Origin of the sequence: Streptomyces sp. NPDC058469 (genome assembly GCF_042721125.1) — a bacterium.
Lineage (GTDB): Bacteria > Actinomycetota > Actinomycetes > Streptomycetales > Streptomycetaceae > Streptomyces.
Genome location: NZ_JBHXME010000019.1, coordinates 33,202 through 50,546 on the forward strand (window position 1 = coordinate 33,202; position 17,345 = coordinate 50,546).

A 17,345-nucleotide genomic window follows, 5' to 3' on the forward strand; every position below is an offset into this window, starting at 1 on the left:
CTCGTGCACCGCAGAATCATCGCGCCGGGCGCACTCGCGGCGGCCTCCCTCATGCTGGCGATCCCGGCGTCGGCGGCAAGCTACTCCCCCGGCGCTCCGGGCATCGGCGACCCCTATTACCCGGCCTACGGCAACGGCGGATACGACGTCTCGCACTACGACCTCAGGCTTCAATACCAGCCCGCCACCGACGAGTTGACGGGCACGGCGACGATCCTCGCGCAGACTACGCAGGACCTGTCGCGGTTCGACCTGGACTTCCTCCTCGACGTCAGCGAGATCCGGGTCAACGGCGCCAAGGCGACGTTCACGACCTCCGGCCAGCACGAGCTGGAGATCACCCCGAAGACCCCGCTGCCCAAGGGCACACCGATCACGGTCGTGGTCCGCTACAGCGGGGTGCCGTCCACGAAGAGCGCGTACGGCTGCACCACCTGGCACCGCACCCCGGACGGCGCGGTCGCGGCCGACGAGCCCGAGTCCGCGTGGTGGTGGTTCCCGAGCAACGACCACCCCAGCGACAAGGCGACCTACGACGTGTCGGTCGCGGTGCCGAACGGCACCCAGGCCATCTCCAACGGCACGCTCCAGTCGACGAGTTCACAACTCGGCTGGACCCGCTACAACTGGCGCCAGAACAAGCCGCAGGCCACCTATCTCGCCACGCTCGCCCTCGGCAAGTTCGACATCACGACCAGCACCTCGGACGGTGGCGTCCCGGTCGTCAACGCCTACAGCAAGGACCTCGGCGACAACGACGGGTCCGCGCGGGCGAGCGTCGAGCGCACCGGGGAGATCGTCGACTGGCTCAGCGGCTACTTCGGGCCGTATCCCTTCAGTTCGGCCGGCGGGTACGTCCCCAACACGACCACCGGGTACGCGCTGGAGACCCAGACCCGGGTCTACTACAGCCAGAAGCAGTTCGCGAACGGCGCCAACACCTCTGTCGTCGTGCACGAGTTGGCCCACCAGTGGTACGGCGACGACGTGTCGCTGAAGGGCTGGAAGGACATCTGGATCAACGAGGGCTTCGCGCGGTACGCGCAGTGGCTCTGGTCCGAGCACGAGGGCGAGGGCACCACCCAGCAACTCGCCGACTACGTCTACGCCTCGCACCCGGCGGACGACGCGTTCTGGACCATCGCGCCGGGTGACCCCGGTCCGGAGAACCAGTTCGAGCTTCCGGTCTACGACCGGGGTGCGTTGGCCATCCAGGCGCTGCGGAACGAGATCGGCGACGATGCGTTCTTCGCGGTTCTGAAGGGGTGGCCGAAGGAGCACGCGTACGGCAACGCATCCGTCGCGGACTTCCAGAAGTACGCCGAGCAGGTATCCGGCAAGCCGCTCTCCGCGCTCTTCGACACGTGGCTGTTCCAGCCGACGAAGCCGGCGGCTCCGGCGGCGCGGAGCGCGGCCATCGCAGGGGCGGGGGCGGCTGTGGCTCCGATGCAGCCGAAGTCCTGGAAGAAGATCGCGGCTACGAACGACGTGCACTAAGCGGCTGCCGGGTTCTGTGGGGTGGGGGCTGCGGGCCGGTTGTGGCTGGTCGCGCCCACGCGGCGGATGCCGCATATTGATACAGCCCCGCGCCCCTAAAGGGGCGCTGCCCCTGCCCTTGTCAGGAGTTCGCTGCGGCTTATCGCCTCCGTCTCCGTGGACGGCACCGTGCAGGCGTGGGCACCCGCGATCGTGCCGTACAGGGCGGCACGCTGTGGTGTCTCTCGATTGAGCCAGCCGTAGAGGAAGGCGGCGGCGAAGGCGTCGCCCGCGCCGTTCGAGTCGACCAGCGGGGAGGGCGGAGTGACAGGCGGGATGTGGGTCACCTCGTCGTCGGCCAGCAGATAGGCGCCCTCCGCGCCGGCCGTGGCGACGACCAGGTGGGCCCGGCCCCGCTCGGCGATGGCTCGCATCGTGTGTTCGGGGGTGCCGGTAAGGGCGGTGGTGGACAGGAAGACGATGTCCGCCGCGTGGGCGAACTCCTGCTGGTACGGGTTCGTGCCGTCCCAGTTGTGCAGGTCCGTCGAGATCGTCGCACCGGCCTCGCGCAACAGCGGTAGGGCGTGGGCGCAGGGCTGGGTGATGGAGACGTGGGCGTGGCGGCTCGTCGTGGCGAGGGCGCGGACCGTCGGTTCCGGGAGGCGGTCGTCGGGGTGGCCGCGGGTCGAGTCGTAGAGGGAGAGGCGCCGACCGTCGGGGCCTACGAGGTTGACCGCGCGCTTGGTGCCTGCGGGCTGTGGGACTTCGGTGAGCGGGATGGCGTGGTCGCGGTGCAGCGCGCGGACCAGGTCGCCCTCGGGGTCGGCGCCGAGCATGTCGAGGTGGTGGGTGCGCAGGCCCAGCGCGCTCAGGCCGAGGGCCACGAAGTCGCCGGTCTGGCCGGCGCGGGTGCGGATGCCGGGGTCGATCATGTAGCTGTCGGCGTAGGGCAGCGGCAGTTCGGGGACGTGGACGATGGTGTCGACGCCGGCGCCGCCGAGGACGAGGACGTCGATGTCCCTATCTCTGTCTTTGCCGCTGCTCATGACTCACCCCTCATGACTCTCCTCCACCGATGCGCGCCGCGAGTCAAGCAGTCGCCGACGATCACTGCAAGAGGTTTCGCAAACATGCGCAACTCCTTGCAGCGGTACGCCGGTTGGGGTGTCGTCAGTCCCCGTGGTCGTACACCGTCACCGCGATCCCCCGCCGCACCAGCCGCTCGGTGATCAGCGGTTCGACCCGCGACCACTTGCCGCCCGCGAGGCCGCATCCGATGCGGGGCATGTGGACGGAGGCGTCGAGTTCGGTGGCCCGGTCGGCCAGGTGTGACAGGGCGGTGTCGATCGCCTCGTAGCGCACGGGGACGCCCTTGCTGCCCGTGCGTATCCCGCGCCGGCCGATCAGGTTGGCGACCCACGCATGGCGTTCGACCTGGACGAGTTGGACCGCGCCCAGCCCGAAGTCGTTGGCCGCGCGGTCCCGGTGCCAGGCCCGGTACGCCTTCTCCGGCTCCGGCCAGCGGCGCGACACCGACAGTACGAAGCCCTTTCCCCAGCCCCCGATGTCGTTGCAGACATGCGCGATCACCTTGACGCCCTTGACCGACGGAACGGTCGCGTCTCCCCTGACGTAACTGATCTCCGACTTGATCCCCGACATGAGATCCACCGTAGGCGGCACCACTGACAACGGCCCTTCGGTGGTTTCACAGCATTGGTGAGACAGCGATACTGCTGCGTATGACGACCGACACCGAGGAGCCGACGCTCACCATCGACGAACTGGCCGCGCGGGCCGGTACCACGGTCCGCACGGTCCGGTTCTACAGCACCAAGGGGCTGCTCCCGCCGCCGGTGATCGGGGCGCGGCGGGTAGGACACTACGGGCAGGAGCATCTGTCGCGGCTCGCGTTGATCGAGGAGTTGCAGCACCAGGGCATGACGCTGGCCGCGATCGAGCGCTACCTGGCACAGCTGCCGCCGGACCTCAGCGCGCACGACCTCGCGATCCATCGTGCGGTGGTGGCCTCATGGGCGCCGGAGGGCACGGAGTCCCTGGACCGGCGGGAGCTGGAGCGGCGGGCGGGGCGGTCGTTGGGCGAGGACGACGTGGAGCGGCTCGTCGCGATGGGCGTGGTCGGGCTCGACGGGACCCTGTACCGCGTCGACTCCGGTCTGCTGCGGCTCGGCGTGCAGCTCCTCGACGTACCAGTGTCGCAGGAGGCGATCCTCGCGTCCCGGAACGTACTGATCGAGCACTCCCGTGCGGCGGCCCACGAGTTGTCGCAGGTGTTCCGCGGGGAGGTCTCCCAACGTGCCGCGCAGGACGTGAAGTCGCTGTCCGCGCACATGCAACCCCTTGTGGTGCAGGCCCTTCTGACGACCTTTCAGCGGTCGCTGCGCGAGGAACTCCGTGAGTGGCTCAAGGAGTCAAAGGAGTCAAAGGAAGCGCAGGAGTCAGAGGAAGGCTGAGCCACCCGACACGTTCAGCGTCTGCCCGGTCAGGAACCCGCTGCCCTCGTCGACCACGTACAGCAGGGTCGAGACGAGGTCGGACGGCCGCTGTGTCCGTGGCACCACCTGCTGGTCCCGGACGTGCTCGAAGCCGCCGTCCGCGCCGACCGTCCGCTCGGCGGTCGCGGTGCGCACCATGCTGGGCGCGATCGCGTTGACGGTGATGTCGTACGGGCCGAGCGCCGCGGCGAGTGACCTGGTGAAGCCGATGAGGCCCATCTTCGAGGCGACGTACGGGACCATCGTGGGCGGTGCGGTGAGGACGGCCGCCGAGACGATGTTGACGATACGGCCCCGGCCGGCGGCCTTCAGATACGGCAGGACCGCACGGGTCAGCAGGAACGGCGCCTCCAGGTTGACGCGCATGACCCGGCGCCACTCCTCGGGTGTGATCTCCTCGAAGGGGCACGCCGGGTAGACGCCGGCGTTGTTGACCAGGACGTGCAGGGTGCCGAACTGGTCGATGACGCGTTCCAACGCCCCCTGGATCTGGTTCTCGTCGGTGACGTCGCCGATCAACTCCACATAGTCCAGTACCTTTTCGGCGGTCTCCGGCTGTGCGACGAGGTCGAGTCCGGCGACCCGGTAGCCGCGTCCGGCGAGCGCGACGGCGAACTCCTGCCCGAGGCCCTGTGCCGCTCCGGTCACCAGGGCGGTACGCGTCTCCATGGGGCGAGTGTGATGACCTGTCAGGCGTCCGGCAAGAGCACATTCCACTCGCTGAAACGCCCCGGTTGCCGCTCACGCCCGGTGGGCCCACCCTGCGTGACGACCCCAGCACCAGCCGTACGGGAGCCGTGCCCGATGACCGAGACCGAGCGTGCCGTGGACGACGCCGAGCGCGCCCGCGAACAGGGCGGCGGGCAGGGCCGGTTGGCGCATTGGCGGCGTCGACTCACGCTGCCAGCCCGTCAGTTGAAGCCGGTGCCGCGTCGGTGGGTCCGGGACGAGTTCGGTGTGCTGCTCGTGCTGGGGTTGCTGATCGCCGGGATCGGCATCCCGTACCCGGACTTCCTGGGCACGAACAACCTCCTGTCCACCGCCCACAACTCCGTCTACATCTCGCTGATGGCGTGCGGCATGGTCTTCGCGCTGTCGATGCGCGAGGTCGATCTCTCCGTGGGCGGAACCTACGCGATGTGCCTGGTCGTCGGGGCGTTGTTGATCCGGGACGGCACTCCGCCCTGGCTGGCGGTGCCGGTGATGCTGGTCACCGGGATCGGGCTGGGGATGTTCAACGCGCTGGTGACGACGCTGCTGGCGCTGCCGTCGTTCATCGTCACGCTGGGCACGCTGATGCTCTTCCGGGGCGTCGGGCTGGCCCTCGCCGACGGCAAGCAGATCACCGATCTCCCGCTGGACGACTCGTTCTTCACCTTCGCGGGCGGCGATCCGGGCGGGGTGCCGTTCGCGCTGTGGGTGCTGCTCGCCGTGATCGTCGTGCTGGCGGTCGTGCTGTCCCGGACACGCTTCGGGGCCCGGGTGCGGGCGATCGGGTCCAACCCCGACGCCGCCGCCTTCAGCGGCATCCCGGTTGTCCGCACCCGTATCCAGGCGCTGGCCCTGTCCGGCCTCACCACGGCCTGCGCCGCCGCGCTGGCACTCGCCTTCTACGGCGCGGGGGACCCAACCCTGGGCCAGGGCTACGAGTTGCAGGCGATCGCCGCGTGCATCATCGGCGGCACTCCGCTGGCCGGGGGCCGCGGCTCGGTGGTCGGCGCGGTGGCCGGGGCCATGATCCTTTCGGTCGTCGCCTCCGGCCTGGTGTTCTTCGAAGTACCCATCAACTGGACGTCGTTCGCGACCGGCGGGGTGATCCTCGTCGCCGTCGCGGCCGACAGCGCGCTGCGCCGCACCGGACGCCGTCGCAAGTGAAGTCCCGCCGTCGTCCAAGTCCCCCCGTGGTCAAGTCCCCCTGTGGTCCAGCCTTTTGGAGGCCGTGATGCACCCCCGTTCACGTACCTGGTCCGCGGCGCTCGGCGCCCTGGTCCTGCTGGCCACCGCAGGATGCGGCTCCGGCGGCGGCTCCGGCGGCAAGAACGGCAAGCTGGAGATGGGGATCTCGGTCGCCAACATCTCCCTCAACTTCGCCCACGAGATGGTGCTGGGCGCACAGAGCGCGGCGAGCCACGCGGGGAAGGTCGACTTCAAGGCCGTAGGACCGCCCAACACGGACGGGCCCGCCGAGGTGCAGCTGTTCCAGAACCTCACAGCCGTCGCCAAGGACGGCATCGTCCTGGAGAACCTCGACCCGCCGATCTTCACCCGGCCCGCCGCACGCGCCGTCGACCAGGGCGTCCCGATCGTCGCCCTGGACACCTCCCCCACCGACGGCAGCAAGGTCAACTTCTATGTGGGGAACGACAATTACGCACTCGGCGAGCTGATGGCGAAGGAGGCGCTGAAGCGGCTCGGCAGCGATCCGAAGGGACAGATCGTGATCGGCGTGCCCAACCCGGGGACCCCGGTGCTCGACAACCGCGCCAAGGGCATCGCCGACACGTTCAAGAAGGAGGCGCCCGGCGTCAAGATCCTCGGCCCCTTCCAGACGTACAGCGATCCCGGCCAGAACTACAGCTCCTGGTCCGCACAGGTGAACGCGCACCCGGACGCGCTCGCGTTCCTCGGTGTCGGTGACGCCGACAGCTACAACCTCGCGAAGATCAAGAAGGCCGAGCACGGCACGTGGCTGACGGCCGGGTTCGACGTCGACCCGAAGACCCTGGACGCGGTGAAGGACGGCTCCAACTTCGTCACCATCGACCCCCAGCACTTCCTGAAGGGCTATCTGTCCACGGCGCTGCTGATCGAGGCCGTCCGGGACAAGAAGGGCAAGCTGCCGGATGGCTGGTTCCTGTCCCCCGGCGGGGTCGTCGACTCCTCCGACATCGACGAGATCATCGCCCGGCAGAAGTCGGCGAAGGCGGCGTACGACTGGTACAAGCCGACGATCGACAAGCTGCTCGGCGACCAGTCGGCCAACCTGAAGCCGCTGAAGGACGCGCGCTGAGATGGCTCACGACGACATCCTCGTGGCGGAGGACCTGGTCAAGTCCTACGGCGGGGTACGGGCGTTGGACGGCGCCTCGATCCGGCTGCGCGGTGGTGAGGTGCACGCGCTGGTCGGTGAGAACGGTGCCGGGAAGTCCACGCTGGTGCGCATCCTGTCGGGGACGCTGGCCGCGGACGGCGGGACGGTGCGGTCGGCCGAGGACGCCCGGATCGCCGTCGTCTCCCAGGAGTTGAGCCTCTTCCCCGACCTCACCGTGCGCGAGAACCTCTTCCCGCAGCGCCCGCCCCTGCGCCTGGGCCTGTTGGACCGGGGCGCCATGGACCGGGCGGCCCGACCGGTCCTCGCGGAACTCGGCCTGGACGTGGACCCTCGCACGGAAATGGGCGAACTTGCGCTGGCCGACCAGCAGTTGACGGAGATCGCACGCGCTCTGCTACGACGCCCCAAGCTGCTGATCCTGGACGAGCCCACCTCGGCGCTCCCGGCCGCCGCCGTCGACCGCCTCGAAGGTGTCCTGCGCACGCTGACGGACCGGGGCATCGCCGTCCTGTACGTCTCCCACTTCCTGGACGAGGTGATGCGCTTCGCGCAGCGCGTGACGGTCCTGCGGGACGGGCGGGTCGCGCTGGCGGGCGTGGAGCGGGCCGAGGTCGATGTGCCGGAGCTGGTGACGGCGATGCTGGGGGGCCGGCCGGAGCAACCGCCGCGCCGGGCACGGTCCTTGATGGACCGGCCGCCACCCGTGGTGCTCTCCGAGGTGACCGTGCCCGGGCGGCTGACCGACGTGACCTTCACCGTGCGGGCCGGTGAGGTGGTCGGGGTCGCCGGGCTGCAAGGGGCGGGCCATCTCGACGCGTTGGCGGTGGTGTGCGGGCGTACCGCGGTCTCCGCGGGCCGGGTGGACGTCGGTGGCCGGGGTCTGCCGCGCTCGTTGCGGGGCGCGGTCCGCGCGGGCGTCGCCTTCGTGCCGAGCGACCGTAAACGGTACGGGCTGATGGTGGACCGTACGGTGTGGGAGAACACCACGGCGGTCAGCTGGCTGGCGCTGGGCCGGGGCGGGATCGCCCCCTCCCGATCCGAACTCGTGCGCCGCACCGTCGAGTTGACCGAGCGGCTGCGGCTGCGTGGTGGGCCGTACGACCTGGTCGCCCGGCTGTCCGGCGGCAACCAGCAGAAGGTCGTCTTCGCCAAGTGGCTCGCGACCGAACCGAAGATCGTCGTCCTGGACGATCCGACCCGGGGCGTCGACGTCGGCGTACGCGCCGAAATGCACCGCATCGTGGGCGAGTTGGCGGCGGGCGGCGCGGCGGTCCTGATCGCGTCGACCGACCTCGCGGAGCTGACGGAGGTGTCCGACCGGGTGCTGGTGTTCGTGCGCGGGCGGGTCACCGAGGAGGTGCGGGGGGAGCGGTTGACGGAGCATGGGTTGGCGGTGGCGATGCAGCGGCCGGAGGTTGCGGCGTCAGACTGACAGGCTCCGCGTGATCGCCCGTGCCGCCGCGCACAGCCGTGCCCCGATGCGGTCCACATCCAGGCGTCGGGTGCCGCCGGTGACGGAGATCGCGGCGATCGGGCGGGGCCCGCGGTCGGGGTCGTAGACGGGGGCCGCGACCGCCGAGATGCCGATCTCGGCCTCCTCCAGGTTGACGCCGTAGCCGCGGGCCCGGGTGAGGGCGAGGTCGCGGGCGAGCTGGCCGGGGAGGACCAGGGTGCGCGGGGTGAGGCGGGGCAGGGTGCGGCGGGGCGGGCGCGGGTCCTGGGCGAGGAAGACCTTGCCGGTGGCGGTGCAGTGGGCGGGGAGGCGGCCGCCGGTGCGGGAGACGATCGGGGTGGCGCGGCGGCCGGTGATCTTCTCCAGGAAGAGGGTGTCGGTGCCGTCCGGGACGGCCAGGTGCACGTTCTCGTGGGTCGCCTCGTGCAGATCGCCCAGGTAGGGCAGCGCCACGTCGCGCAACTCCCTTACGGACGGGGATGATTGACCGAGGACGAAGAGAGCGAGTCCGATGCGGTAGCTGCCCTCGGCGGTGCGGTCCACCAGGCCGAGTCGGACCAGTTCGCCGATCAACCGGTGTGCTGTCGGCTTGGGCAGGCCTGTGCGCAGGGCCAGTTCGGCGAGGGAGAGCGCGGTCTCGGCATCGCCGCAGGCGCGGAGCAGCAACACCCCGCGCGCGAGCACCGACTTCGGCAGCGGCCCGTCCGTCATGGACCGATGGTGGTCGCTGTCGCGCGCGGCTGACAAGGTGTGGGTGACGGTGAGTCATGAACCGCAATCGAAGCGGTACCTCCTCGACGTCACGGCGTCACGACATGCGAAGTGGTACGTCCACGAGCAGCGGCCGCGTCAACTCGTCGGCCCCGGCGACCAGTTCACGCAGGTGGTCGGCGCTGTCCGCCCGCACCGCGTCGACCCCGAAGAAGCGCGCCGCCTGGGTGAAGTCCAGGGCTCCCAGTTCGGTGCCGGGGCAGCTGTCCTTGCCGCCCATCGCCTCGTAGGTGTCCTGGAGGGTGCGGTAGCTGCCGTTGCCCATCACCACGAACAGCACCGGGACCTGCTGCCGTGCCGCGCTCCACAGACCTTGGAGTCCGAACAGCGCGCAGCCGTCCCCCAGGACCGAGACGACCGGTCGCCCGGGTTCGGCGAGCGAGCGGCCGACGGCGGCGCCGATGCCCCAGCCGAGCCCGCCGCCGACGGTGTGGGTGTAGCTGCCGGGACGGTCGAGTCGTAGCAGCCGACGGAGCAACAGGCCCACGGTGATGGCCTCTTCGACGACCACGGCATCCGGCGACAGGCCGCGCGCGACGGCGTGCGCGGCGGCCCAGGGTGCGAGCGGCGCCGACGAGTAGGCGGCACGGGCGGCCGAGTCGACGCGGTCCCGTTCGGCGGTGTGGCGTTCGCCGGCGCGCAGTATGCGGGCCTTCGCGGTGTGGTCGGGCACCTGCTCGCGCAGCAGTTCGGCGAGCCGCCGGAGCGAGGGCGCGAGCGAGCCGACGAGACCGGCGTCGGCGGGGAAGTTGCGGCCGATCTCGTCGGCGTCCGAGTCGAGTTGGACGACGGTGAGGCCGGGCGGCAGCGCTGGCCCGGGGCTGTAGTGGTGGGGTGTGAAGGCGTGGGCTCCGACGATGAGGACGGTGTCGTACGACGAGAGGGTGGCCCGGATCGCGTCGTGGCGGGGTGGCAGCATCCCGGCGTAAAGGGGGTGTGTGGCAGGGAAGTTGAGGCAGTCGGCCATCGGCTGGTGATGGACGGTGGCGCCGCAGGCCTCCGCCGTACGGACGAGCGCGGCCACCGCGTCCTCGCGGCCCACTCCGTCCCCGGCGACGATCGCGGGACGGGCGGCGCCGCCGAGCAGTACGGCGGCCCGGTCGAGTCCGGGGGCGGGGCCCTGCCTGGGCGGGGTGGTGCGGGCGGGGACCTCGACCTCGGTGTCCTCGGCGAGCAGGTCCATGGGGAGGGACAGGAACACCGGCCCGGCGGGCGGCCGTTGGGACTGTGCGAAGGCGCGGCGCAGGGCAAGGGGGAGGTCGCGGGCGTGCTGGATGTCGTACGTCGCCTTCACGGCCGGGGTCGCGAGGCCGAGCAGGTCGCCGGAGAGCATGGGGTCCTGCTGGAGGTGGCGGCGGTCCTGCTGGCCGGCCGTGACGACGAGCGGGGTGCGCGAACGGCGGGCGTTGAGAAGGCCGATGAGGCCGTTGGCGAGTCCGGCGGCGATGTGCAGGCTGACGAACGAGGGACGGCCGGTGCCGCGCGCGTAGCCGTCGGCCATGGAGACGACGGCGCCCTCGTGGACGCCGAGGACGTACTCGGGGGCGTCCTCGGTCTCCGACAGGGCGGCCAGGAACGGGAGTTCGGTGGTGCCGGGGTTTCCGAAGACCCGGTCCACGCCCTCGCCGCGCAGGATGTCGAGGAGGGCGAGGGCGGGACGGTGACCCATGGGGGCTCCTCGGGGGACGGGACCGGTGACCGGTTCGCCGGTCAGCGTCGGGGTCCCGCCTCCGGAGGGCAAGGGCAGCGTGTCGCTCAGCGATACGTCAGCGTGCGTCGCTGAAGTGCTCCCCCTTCTCCGCCTTCTCCACGAGCAGCGCGGGCGGCGTGAACCGCTCCCCATAGCGCTCGGCGAGTGCACGCGCGCGTGCCACGAAGCCGGGCAGGCCGCCCTCGTAGCCGTTGATGTACTGCAGGACACCGCCGGTCCAGCCCGGGAAGCCGATCCCGAAGATGGACCCGATGTTGGCGTCCGCCACGGACGTCAACACGCCCTCCTCCAGGAGCTTGACCGTGTCGAGCGCCTCGGAGAACAGCATGCGTTCCTGCATGTCTTCGAAGGGCACGGTCTCGGAGGGGCTCTCGGCACCCGCGCGCGTGAAGTGCTCGCGCAGGCCCGGCCACAGACCGGCGCGCTTGCCGTCCTCGCCGTAGTCGTAGAAGCCCGCGCCGCCGCTGCGCCCGGTGCGGCCGAACTCGTCGACCATGCGGTCGATGACGGCCTCGGCGGGGTGGCCGGGCCAGGTGCCGCCGGCCTCCTCCACGGCCCGCTTGGATTCGTTGCGGATCTTGCGCGGGAGCGTGAGCGTCAACTCGTCCATCAGGGAAAGGACCTTGGCCGGGTAGCCCGCCTGCGCGGCGGCCTGCTCGATGGACGCGGGCTCGATGCCCTCGCCGACCATCGCGACACCCTCGTTGATGAACTGACCGATCACGCGTGAGGTGAAGAAGCCGCGCGAGTCGTTGACGACGATCGGCGTCTTCTTGATCTGCCGGACCAGGTCGAAGGCGCGCGCGAGGGCCTCGTCGCCGGTGCGCTCGCCCTTGATGATCTCGACGAGGGGCATCTTGTCGACCGGCGAGAAGAAGTGCAGCCCGATGAAGTCGACCTGTCGCTCGACGCCTTCGGCGAGGGCGGTGATGGGGAGGGTGGAGGTGTTGGAGCAGAGCAGCGCGTCGGGCGCGACGATGTGCTGGATCTCCTGGAACACCTTGTGCTTGAGCGAGGTGTCCTCGAAGACGGCCTCGATCACCGCGTCGCAGCCCGCGAGTTGCTGCGGGTCGGCGGTGGGGGTGATGCGGGCGAGTAGCGCGTCCGCCTTCTCCTGACTCGTACGACCGCGGGAGACCGCCTTGGCGCAGAGCTTCTCGGAGTAGGCCTTGCCCTTGGCCGCCGCCTCCGCGGTCACGTCCTTCAGTACGACGTCGATGCCCGCGCGGGCGCACGAGTAGGCGATGCCGGCGCCCATCATCCCTGCGCCGAGGACGGCGACCTTGCGGACCGGGCGCGAGGGGATGCCCTGGGGGCGGTTGGCGCCGGAGTTGACGGCCTGGAGGTCGAAGAAGAACGCCTGGATCATGTTCTTCGAGGTCTGGCCGACCGCCAACTCGACGAAGTAGCGCGTCTCGATGACCTGGGCGGTCTCGAAGTCGACCTGGGCACCCTCGACGGCGGCGGCGAGGATGTTGCGCGGGGCCGGGTAGGGCGCGCCGTTGGTCTGCTTGCGCAGGGTGGCCGGGAAGGCGGGCAGGTTGGCGGCGAACTTCGGGTTGGCCGGAGTGCCGCCCGGGATGCGGTAGCCCGGCTTGTCCCAGGGCTGCTGCGACTGCGGGTTGGCGTCGATGAAGGCGCGGGCCTTGGCGGTCAACTCGTCCGGGGTGGCGGCCACTTCGTGGACGAGGCCGTTCTCCTGGGCGCGCCGCGGGCTGTACTGGGTGCCCTGGAGGAGCACCTTCAGCAGGGCGTCGGCGATGCCGAGCAGCCGTACCGTACGGACGACTCCGCCGCCTCCGGGGAGCAGGCCGAGGGTGACCTCCGGGCAGCCGATCTTGGAGCCGGGCGCGTCGAGGGCGACCCGGTGGTGGCAGGCGAGGGCGATCTCGTAACCGCCGCCCAGGGCCGCGCCGTTGATCGCGGCGACGACCGGCTTGCCGAGGGTCTCGATGCGGCGCAGGTTCCGCTTGATGGCGAGGCCGCCGTCGAAGAACTCCTGGGCGGTGTCCGGGGTGACGCGGATGAGGTCGCGCAGGTCGCCGCCAGCGAAGAAGGTCTTCTTGGCGGAGGTGACGATGATGCCGCGGATGGAGTCCCGCTCGGCCTCCAGGCGGTCGGCGATCACGGTGAGGGAGTCGCGGAAGGCCGCGTTCATGGTGTTCGCGGACTGGTCGGGGTCGTCGAGGACGAGGGTGACGACGCCGGTGTCGTCCTGTTCCCAGCGGATGGTGGTGCTCTCGGTCATGAGGGGTTCTCCGTTGAAGTCTCTGGTGGCCGCGGAAGCCTCTGGTGGCCGCAGAAAGCTCTGGTGGCCGCTGGGGTCCTCAGATGCGCTCGACGATCGTCGCGATGCCCATGCCGCCGCCGACGCACAGCGTGGCGAGGCCGTAGCGCTTGTCCTGGCGCTCCAGTTCGTCGACGAGCGTGCCGAGGATGATCGCACCGGTGGCACCGAGCGGATGGCCGAGTGCGATAGCGCCGCCGTTGACGTTGACCTTGTCCAGGGACAGGCCCATGTCGCGCACGAAGCGCAGGACGACCGCGGCGAAGGCCTCGTTGATCTCGACGAGGTCGATGTCGTCGATGGTCAGCCCGGCCCGGGCGAGGGCCTTGCGGGTGGCCGGCGCGGGCCCGGTGAGCATGATGGTCGGCTCGGAGCCGGAGACGGCGGCGGAGACGATCCGCGCGCGCGGGGTGAGGCCGTAACGCTCGCCGACCTCCTTCGAGCCGATGGCGACGAGGGAGGCGCCGTCGACGATGCCGGAGGAGTTGCCCGCGTGGTGGACGTGGTCGATCTTCTCGACCCAGTGGTACTTCTGCAGGGCCACGGCGTCGAAGCCGCCGAGTTCGCCGATGTCCGCGAAGGACGGCTTCAGCCTGGCGAGGGAGTCCGCGGTGGTGCCCGGGCGCAGGTGCTCGTCGCGGTCGAGGACGACCAGACCACTGCGGTCGCGGACCGGGACGACGGACCGCTCGAAGCGGCCCTCCTTCCAGGCGGTGGCCGCCCGCTCCTGGGAGAGCGCCGCGTACTCGTCCACGTCGCGTCGCGAGAATCCCTCGATCGTGGCGATCAGGTCGGCGCCGATGCCCTGGGGCACGAAGTTGACGGCGAGGTTCGTCATCGGGTCGTTGAACCAGGCGCCGCCGTCCGAGGCCATCGGCACCCGGGACATCGACTCGACACCACCGGCGAGGACGAGGTCCTCCCAGCCCGAACGCACCTTGGCGGCGGCCATGTTGACGGCTTCGAGGCCCGAGGCACAGAAGCGGTTCTCCTGTACGCCGGCCACCGTGTCCGGCAGTCCGGCGGCCACGGCGGCGATCCTGGCGATGTCGGAGCCCTGGTCGCCGACCGGGCCGACGACTCCGAGCACGATGTCGTCGATCGCGGCCGGGTCCAGGTCCGGGAAGCGGTCACGGAGCTCGTGGATGAGTCCGACGACCAGGTCGATGGGCTTCGTGCCGTGCAGGGATCCATTCGCCTTGCCGCGCCCGCGCGGGGTGCGGATCGCGTCGTAGACATACGCTTCGGTGCTCACTGCCAAGCCTTTCAATGAGGGTGTTCAAAGACTCGCCGAGGGGTTTCCTCGCTGAGGGTCGTCGACGGCGTCGAGAAGTCCGGGGAGTTCCCAGTCCCGGGCCACGTCGGAGGTGTCCGCGCCGGGTCGGGCGGGCCCGCCGCGCACCGAGGTGGGCGTCGCGGAGAACCGGGGTGCGGGGGCGGGCTGGGTGATCCCGCCGTGCTCGGTGAAGGTGCCGCGCGCGGCGAGGTGCGGGTGGTACGGGGCCTCGCGCAGCGACAGCACGGGCGCCACGCACGCGTCCGTGCCCGCGAAGACGGCGGCCCACTCGTCTCTCGTACGGCTCCGGAAGCGGGCCGCGACCGCCTCGCGCAGCTCGCCCCAACGGGTCCAGTCCCTGCGGGCGTCGGCGAAGTCCGCGAGGCCGAGCAGGTCCACGAACGCGTCGTAGAACTGCGGCTCCAGGGCGCCCACCGCCATGTGCTTGCCGTCGGCGGTCTCGTACGTGCCGTAGTACGGGCAGCCGCCGTCGAGGAGGTTGGCGGCGCGCCGGTCCTGCCAGCCGCCGGCCGCGAGCATGCCGTGGATCATCGCGGAGAGGTGGGCGGTGCCGTCGACGATGGCCGCGTCGACGACCTGGCCGGTGCCGGTCACGCGCGCGTGGTGCAGGGCCGCGAGGACGCCGACGACGAGGTAGAGCGAGCCGCCCGCGTAGTCGCCGAGCAGGTTGGCGGGGGCGGGCGGGGGCTCCCCGGGGCTGCCGATCATGCCGAGGGTGCCGGTGAGCGCGATGTACGCGATGTCGTGCCCGGCGCGCTGGGCGAGGGGGCCGTCCTGACCCCAGCCGGTCATCCGGCCGTAGACGAGGCGGGGGTTGCGCGTGTGACAGGGCTCGGGGCCCACGCCGAGGCGCTCGGTGACGCCCGGGCGGTTGCCCTCGATCAGGATGTCGGCGCGTTCGACCAGGTCGAGCACGCGCGCGGGGCCGTCGGGCGACTTCAGGTCGACGAGGATCGAGCGCTTGTTGCGGTTGGTGACGTCGTACTCGGGGTTGACGCCGAGTACGGAGCCGCCGGGCCGGTCGACGCGGACGACGTCGGCGCCCAGGTCGGCGAGGAGCATCGCAGCGAAGGGGCCGGGGCCGATCCCGGCCAGCTCGACCACGCGCACGCCGGAGAGCGGGCCGTGCCCGGGCGTCGTTGCCGCTGTCATCCAGCCCCCAGCTGTGACACAACTGATGTAACACCAGTGATGATAAGAACGTGTTCCACTCGACACAAGGCCTGGGCGAGCAAGCGCTTAGCCAAGTTACCCGCCGTTAGCTGCGGCTAGCCGCGGTCCTCCGCGTCCAGCTCGGCTATCAGCCGCTTCGGGACGACTGCGCCGCAGCTCTCCTCCACCCAGTCGCACAGCAGCTCGGCCGCCGGGGCGCCCTGTTCGGCGAGCGGGAGGCGCACCCGGCCGGCCTTGCCCAGGCCGTGGCCTGCGGGTTCGGCGCCCGGCAGCCCGAGGGTGAACTCGCGTACTTTCGCCCGCTTCTTCAGGGCGTTCCTGGGCACGGCCACCTGATACCTCCGGGCTCGTCGTCGGGCTCCGCACTCTTCACGCTAGCCTCAGCCACCGACAGCGGCACGGGCAGCGGGACCAGGAGTGTCATGAGCAGGCTGAACAGGACGGACCGTCCCTACGACATCGTGCTCTTCGGAGCCACGGGCTTCGTCGGTGTGCTCACCGCGGAGTATCTCGCCGCGCACGCGCCCGAGGGCCTGCGCTGGGCGATCGCCGGCCGCGACGAGCTGAAACTGAAGCGACTGCGCGAACGGCTCCCCGGCGGCACGTCGGTCGGCGTGCTCCGGGCCGACGTCTCCGACCCGGCCTCCCTGCGCGAACTCGCCGAGCACGCGCGCGTGGTGGCCACGACGGTCGGCCCCTACGTGACCTACGGCGAGGACCTCGTCGCCGCCTGCGCGGACAGCGGCACCGACTATCTCGACCTCAGCGGCGAGCCGGAGTTCGTCGACCTGACCTACGTCCGCCACGACGCACGCGCGCGTGAGACCGGCGCACGGCTGGTGCACTCCGCCGGCTTCGACTCGATTCCGCACGACCTGGGGGCGTACTTCACCGTCCGGCAACTGCCGGAGGGGGTGCCCCTGACGGTGGACGGCTTCGTGACCGCCGACGCGATGTTCTCCGGCGGCACGTTCGCCACGGCGTTGACCCAACTCGGGCGCGGCAGGCAGGTGTTGGCCGCCGCCCGGGATCGGCGCCGCCACGAACCGCGGCTGGTGGGCCGCCGGGCCGGGGCACCCATGGGGGCACCGCGGTTCGCCGGGGAGGTCGGCTCCTGGGCGGTACCCCTGCCGACCATCGACCCGCAGGTCGTTCAACGATCCGCGAGGGCCCTGGAACGCTACGGCCCCGACTTCCGCTATCGCCACTACGCGGCCGTACGCCACCTTCCCGTGGCGCTCGGCGGGGTCACGGCGGTCGGCGCACTGGCCACGGCCGCCCAACTCCCGCCCGCCCGCCGCTGGTTGTCCGACCGCCTCAAGCCCGGCGACGGACCGAGCCCCGAGAAGCGCGCGAAGAGCTGGTTCTCCGTGAAGTTCGTGGGCGAGGGCGGCGGTCGCCGGGTCTTCACGGAGGTCGCGGGCGGCGACCCCGGCTACGACGAGACGGCGAAGATGTTCGCCGAGTCGGCCCTCTCCCTCGCCCTCGACGAACTCCCGCCCACAGCAGGCCAGGTGACGACAGCGGTGGCGATGGGCGACGCACTCATCGAACGGCTCCGCACCGCGGGCATCACGTTCCGGGTGGCGGCGAGCCGGTGAGAATGCCC

At 70.9% G+C, this 17,345-nt stretch carries 15 protein-coding genes; 6 read left to right on the forward strand and 9 right to left on the reverse strand.

Annotated features, from left to right (window positions below):
- Window positions 1-3: 3 nt before the first annotated feature.
- On the forward strand, window positions 4-1,497 hold the full coding sequence (locus ACFWP5_RS12415; RefSeq protein WP_384154218.1) for a M1 family metallopeptidase: 1,494 nt from the start codon (window positions 4-6) through the stop codon (window positions 1,495-1,497).
- A 95-nt stretch (window positions 1,498-1,592) separates the two neighbouring features.
- Here the strand turns inward: ACFWP5_RS12415 and ACFWP5_RS12420 are convergent, their stop codons facing one another.
- Together ACFWP5_RS12420 and ACFWP5_RS12425 are read right to left on the reverse strand one after the other, a co-directional pair.
- On the reverse strand, window positions 1,593-2,522 hold the full coding sequence (locus tag ACFWP5_RS12420; protein ID WP_384154220.1) for a PfkB family carbohydrate kinase: 930 nt from the start codon (window positions 2,520-2,522) through the stop codon (window positions 1,593-1,595).
- A gap of 124 nt (window positions 2,523-2,646) precedes the next feature.
- Window positions 2,647-3,138 carry a macro domain-containing protein gene (locus tag ACFWP5_RS12425; RefSeq protein ID WP_384154222.1) on the reverse strand — a complete coding sequence of 164 codons (492 nt, stop codon included), beginning with the start codon at window positions 3,136-3,138 and terminating at the stop codon, window positions 2,647-2,649.
- A gap of 80 nt (window positions 3,139-3,218) precedes the next feature.
- On the opposite strand from ACFWP5_RS12425, the gene ACFWP5_RS12430 reads away from it, so the two are divergent.
- Complete coding sequence (locus ACFWP5_RS12430) at window positions 3,219-3,950, forward strand: MerR family transcriptional regulator (RefSeq protein WP_384154224.1); 732 nt, start codon at window positions 3,219-3,221, stop codon at window positions 3,948-3,950.
- On the opposite strand, the gene ACFWP5_RS12435 is transcribed toward ACFWP5_RS12430, so the two are convergent.
- Entirely contained in the window at window positions 3,936-4,661 is a 726-nt protein-coding gene (locus ACFWP5_RS12435; RefSeq protein WP_384154226.1) for an SDR family NAD(P)-dependent oxidoreductase, read from the reverse strand. The two genes, ACFWP5_RS12430 and ACFWP5_RS12435, sit on opposite strands and share 15 nt — an antisense overlap.
- Window positions 4,662-4,796: 135 nt before the next feature.
- On the opposite strand from ACFWP5_RS12435, the gene ACFWP5_RS12440 reads away from it, so the two are divergent.
- The 3 genes from ACFWP5_RS12440 (at window position 4,797) to ACFWP5_RS12450 (ending at window position 8,476) form a co-directional block, all read left to right on the forward strand.
- Entirely contained in the window at window positions 4,797-5,867 is a 1,071-nt protein-coding gene (locus ACFWP5_RS12440; protein ID WP_384154227.1) for an ABC transporter permease, read from the forward strand.
- Between the two features lie 67 nt (window positions 5,868-5,934).
- Complete coding sequence (locus ACFWP5_RS12445) at window positions 5,935-7,002, forward strand: sugar ABC transporter substrate-binding protein (RefSeq protein WP_384154229.1); 1,068 nt, start codon at window positions 5,935-5,937, stop codon at window positions 7,000-7,002.
- A 1-nt stretch (window position 7,003) separates the two neighbouring features.
- A complete protein-coding gene (locus ACFWP5_RS12450) occupies window positions 7,004-8,476 on the forward strand; it encodes a sugar ABC transporter ATP-binding protein (protein ID WP_384154231.1) in 1,473 nt (490 codons plus the stop codon).
- Here the strand turns inward: ACFWP5_RS12450 and ACFWP5_RS12455 are convergent.
- The 6 genes from ACFWP5_RS12455 to ACFWP5_RS12480 form a co-directional block, all read right to left on the reverse strand.
- Entirely contained in the window at window positions 8,468-9,208 is a 741-nt protein-coding gene (locus tag ACFWP5_RS12455; RefSeq protein WP_384154233.1) for an IclR family transcriptional regulator, read from the reverse strand. The two genes, ACFWP5_RS12450 and ACFWP5_RS12455, sit on opposite strands and share 9 nt — an antisense overlap.
- A 97-nt stretch (window positions 9,209-9,305) precedes the next feature.
- On the reverse strand, window positions 9,306-10,937 hold the full coding sequence (locus tag ACFWP5_RS12460) for a thiamine pyrophosphate-binding protein (protein WP_384154235.1): 1,632 nt from the start codon (window positions 10,935-10,937) through the stop codon (window positions 9,306-9,308).
- A gap of 97 nt (window positions 10,938-11,034) precedes the next feature.
- Window positions 11,035-13,227: a 3-hydroxyacyl-CoA dehydrogenase NAD-binding domain-containing protein gene (locus ACFWP5_RS12465; RefSeq protein ID WP_384154237.1), complete on the reverse strand. Its 2,193-nt coding sequence runs from the start codon at window positions 13,225-13,227 to the stop codon at window positions 11,035-11,037.
- A 79-nt stretch (window positions 13,228-13,306) separates the two neighbouring features.
- A complete protein-coding gene (locus ACFWP5_RS12470; protein ID WP_384154239.1) occupies window positions 13,307-14,521 on the reverse strand; it encodes an acetyl-CoA C-acetyltransferase in 1,215 nt (404 codons plus the stop codon).
- Window positions 14,522-14,545: 24 nt separating this feature from the next.
- The gene (locus ACFWP5_RS12475; RefSeq protein ID WP_384154241.1) at window positions 14,546-15,715 is read right to left on the reverse strand and encodes a CaiB/BaiF CoA transferase family protein; all 1,170 of its coding nucleotides are present in this window, start codon (window positions 15,713-15,715) and stop codon (window positions 14,546-14,548) included.
- 116 nt (window positions 15,716-15,831) lie between these two features.
- The gene (locus tag ACFWP5_RS12480; RefSeq protein WP_384154243.1) at window positions 15,832-16,062 is read right to left on the reverse strand and encodes a hypothetical protein; all 231 of its coding nucleotides are present in this window, start codon (window positions 16,060-16,062) and stop codon (window positions 15,832-15,834) included.
- Between the two features lie 96 nt (window positions 16,063-16,158).
- Here ACFWP5_RS12480 and ACFWP5_RS12485 point away from each other — a divergent pair, with 96 nt between their 5' ends.
- Window positions 16,159-17,337: a saccharopine dehydrogenase family protein gene (locus ACFWP5_RS12485; RefSeq protein ID WP_384154245.1), complete on the forward strand. Its 1,179-nt coding sequence runs from the start codon at window positions 16,159-16,161 to the stop codon at window positions 17,335-17,337.
- Window positions 17,338-17,345: the final 8 nt, after the last annotated feature.

Bases quoted from the DNA above. Each gene is read 5' to 3' on its own strand.
- ACFWP5_RS12420 (WP_384154220.1), bottom strand. From the start codon at position 2,522: ATGAGCAGCGGCAAAGACAGAGATAGGGACATCGACGTCCTCGTCCTC.
- ACFWP5_RS12425 (WP_384154222.1), bottom strand. From the start codon at position 3,138: ATGTCGGGGATCAAGTCGGAGATCAGTTACGTCAGGGGAGACGCGACC.
- ACFWP5_RS12430 (WP_384154224.1), top strand. From the start codon at position 3,219: ATGACGACCGACACCGAGGAGCCGACGCTCACCATCGACGAACTGGCC.
- ACFWP5_RS12435 (WP_384154226.1), bottom strand. From the start codon at position 4,661: ATGGAGACGCGTACCGCCCTGGTGACCGGAGCGGCACAGGGCCTCGGG.
- ACFWP5_RS12440 (WP_384154227.1), top strand. From the start codon at position 4,797: ATGACCGAGACCGAGCGTGCCGTGGACGACGCCGAGCGCGCCCGCGAA.
- ACFWP5_RS12445 (WP_384154229.1), top strand. From the start codon at position 5,935: ATGCACCCCCGTTCACGTACCTGGTCCGCGGCGCTCGGCGCCCTGGTC.
- ACFWP5_RS12450 (WP_384154231.1), top strand. From the start codon at position 7,004: ATGGCTCACGACGACATCCTCGTGGCGGAGGACCTGGTCAAGTCCTAC.
- ACFWP5_RS12455 (WP_384154233.1), bottom strand. From the start codon at position 9,208: ATGACGGACGGGCCGCTGCCGAAGTCGGTGCTCGCGCGCGGGGTGTTG.
- ACFWP5_RS12460 (WP_384154235.1), bottom strand. From the start codon at position 10,937: ATGGGTCACCGTCCCGCCCTCGCCCTCCTCGACATCCTGCGCGGCGAG.
- ACFWP5_RS12465 (WP_384154237.1), bottom strand. From the start codon at position 13,227: ATGACCGAGAGCACCACCATCCGCTGGGAACAGGACGACACCGGCGTC.
- ACFWP5_RS12475 (WP_384154241.1), bottom strand. From the start codon at position 15,715: ATGACAGCGGCAACGACGCCCGGGCACGGCCCGCTCTCCGGCGTGCGC.
- ACFWP5_RS12485 (WP_384154245.1), top strand. From the start codon at position 16,159: ATGAGCAGGCTGAACAGGACGGACCGTCCCTACGACATCGTGCTCTTC.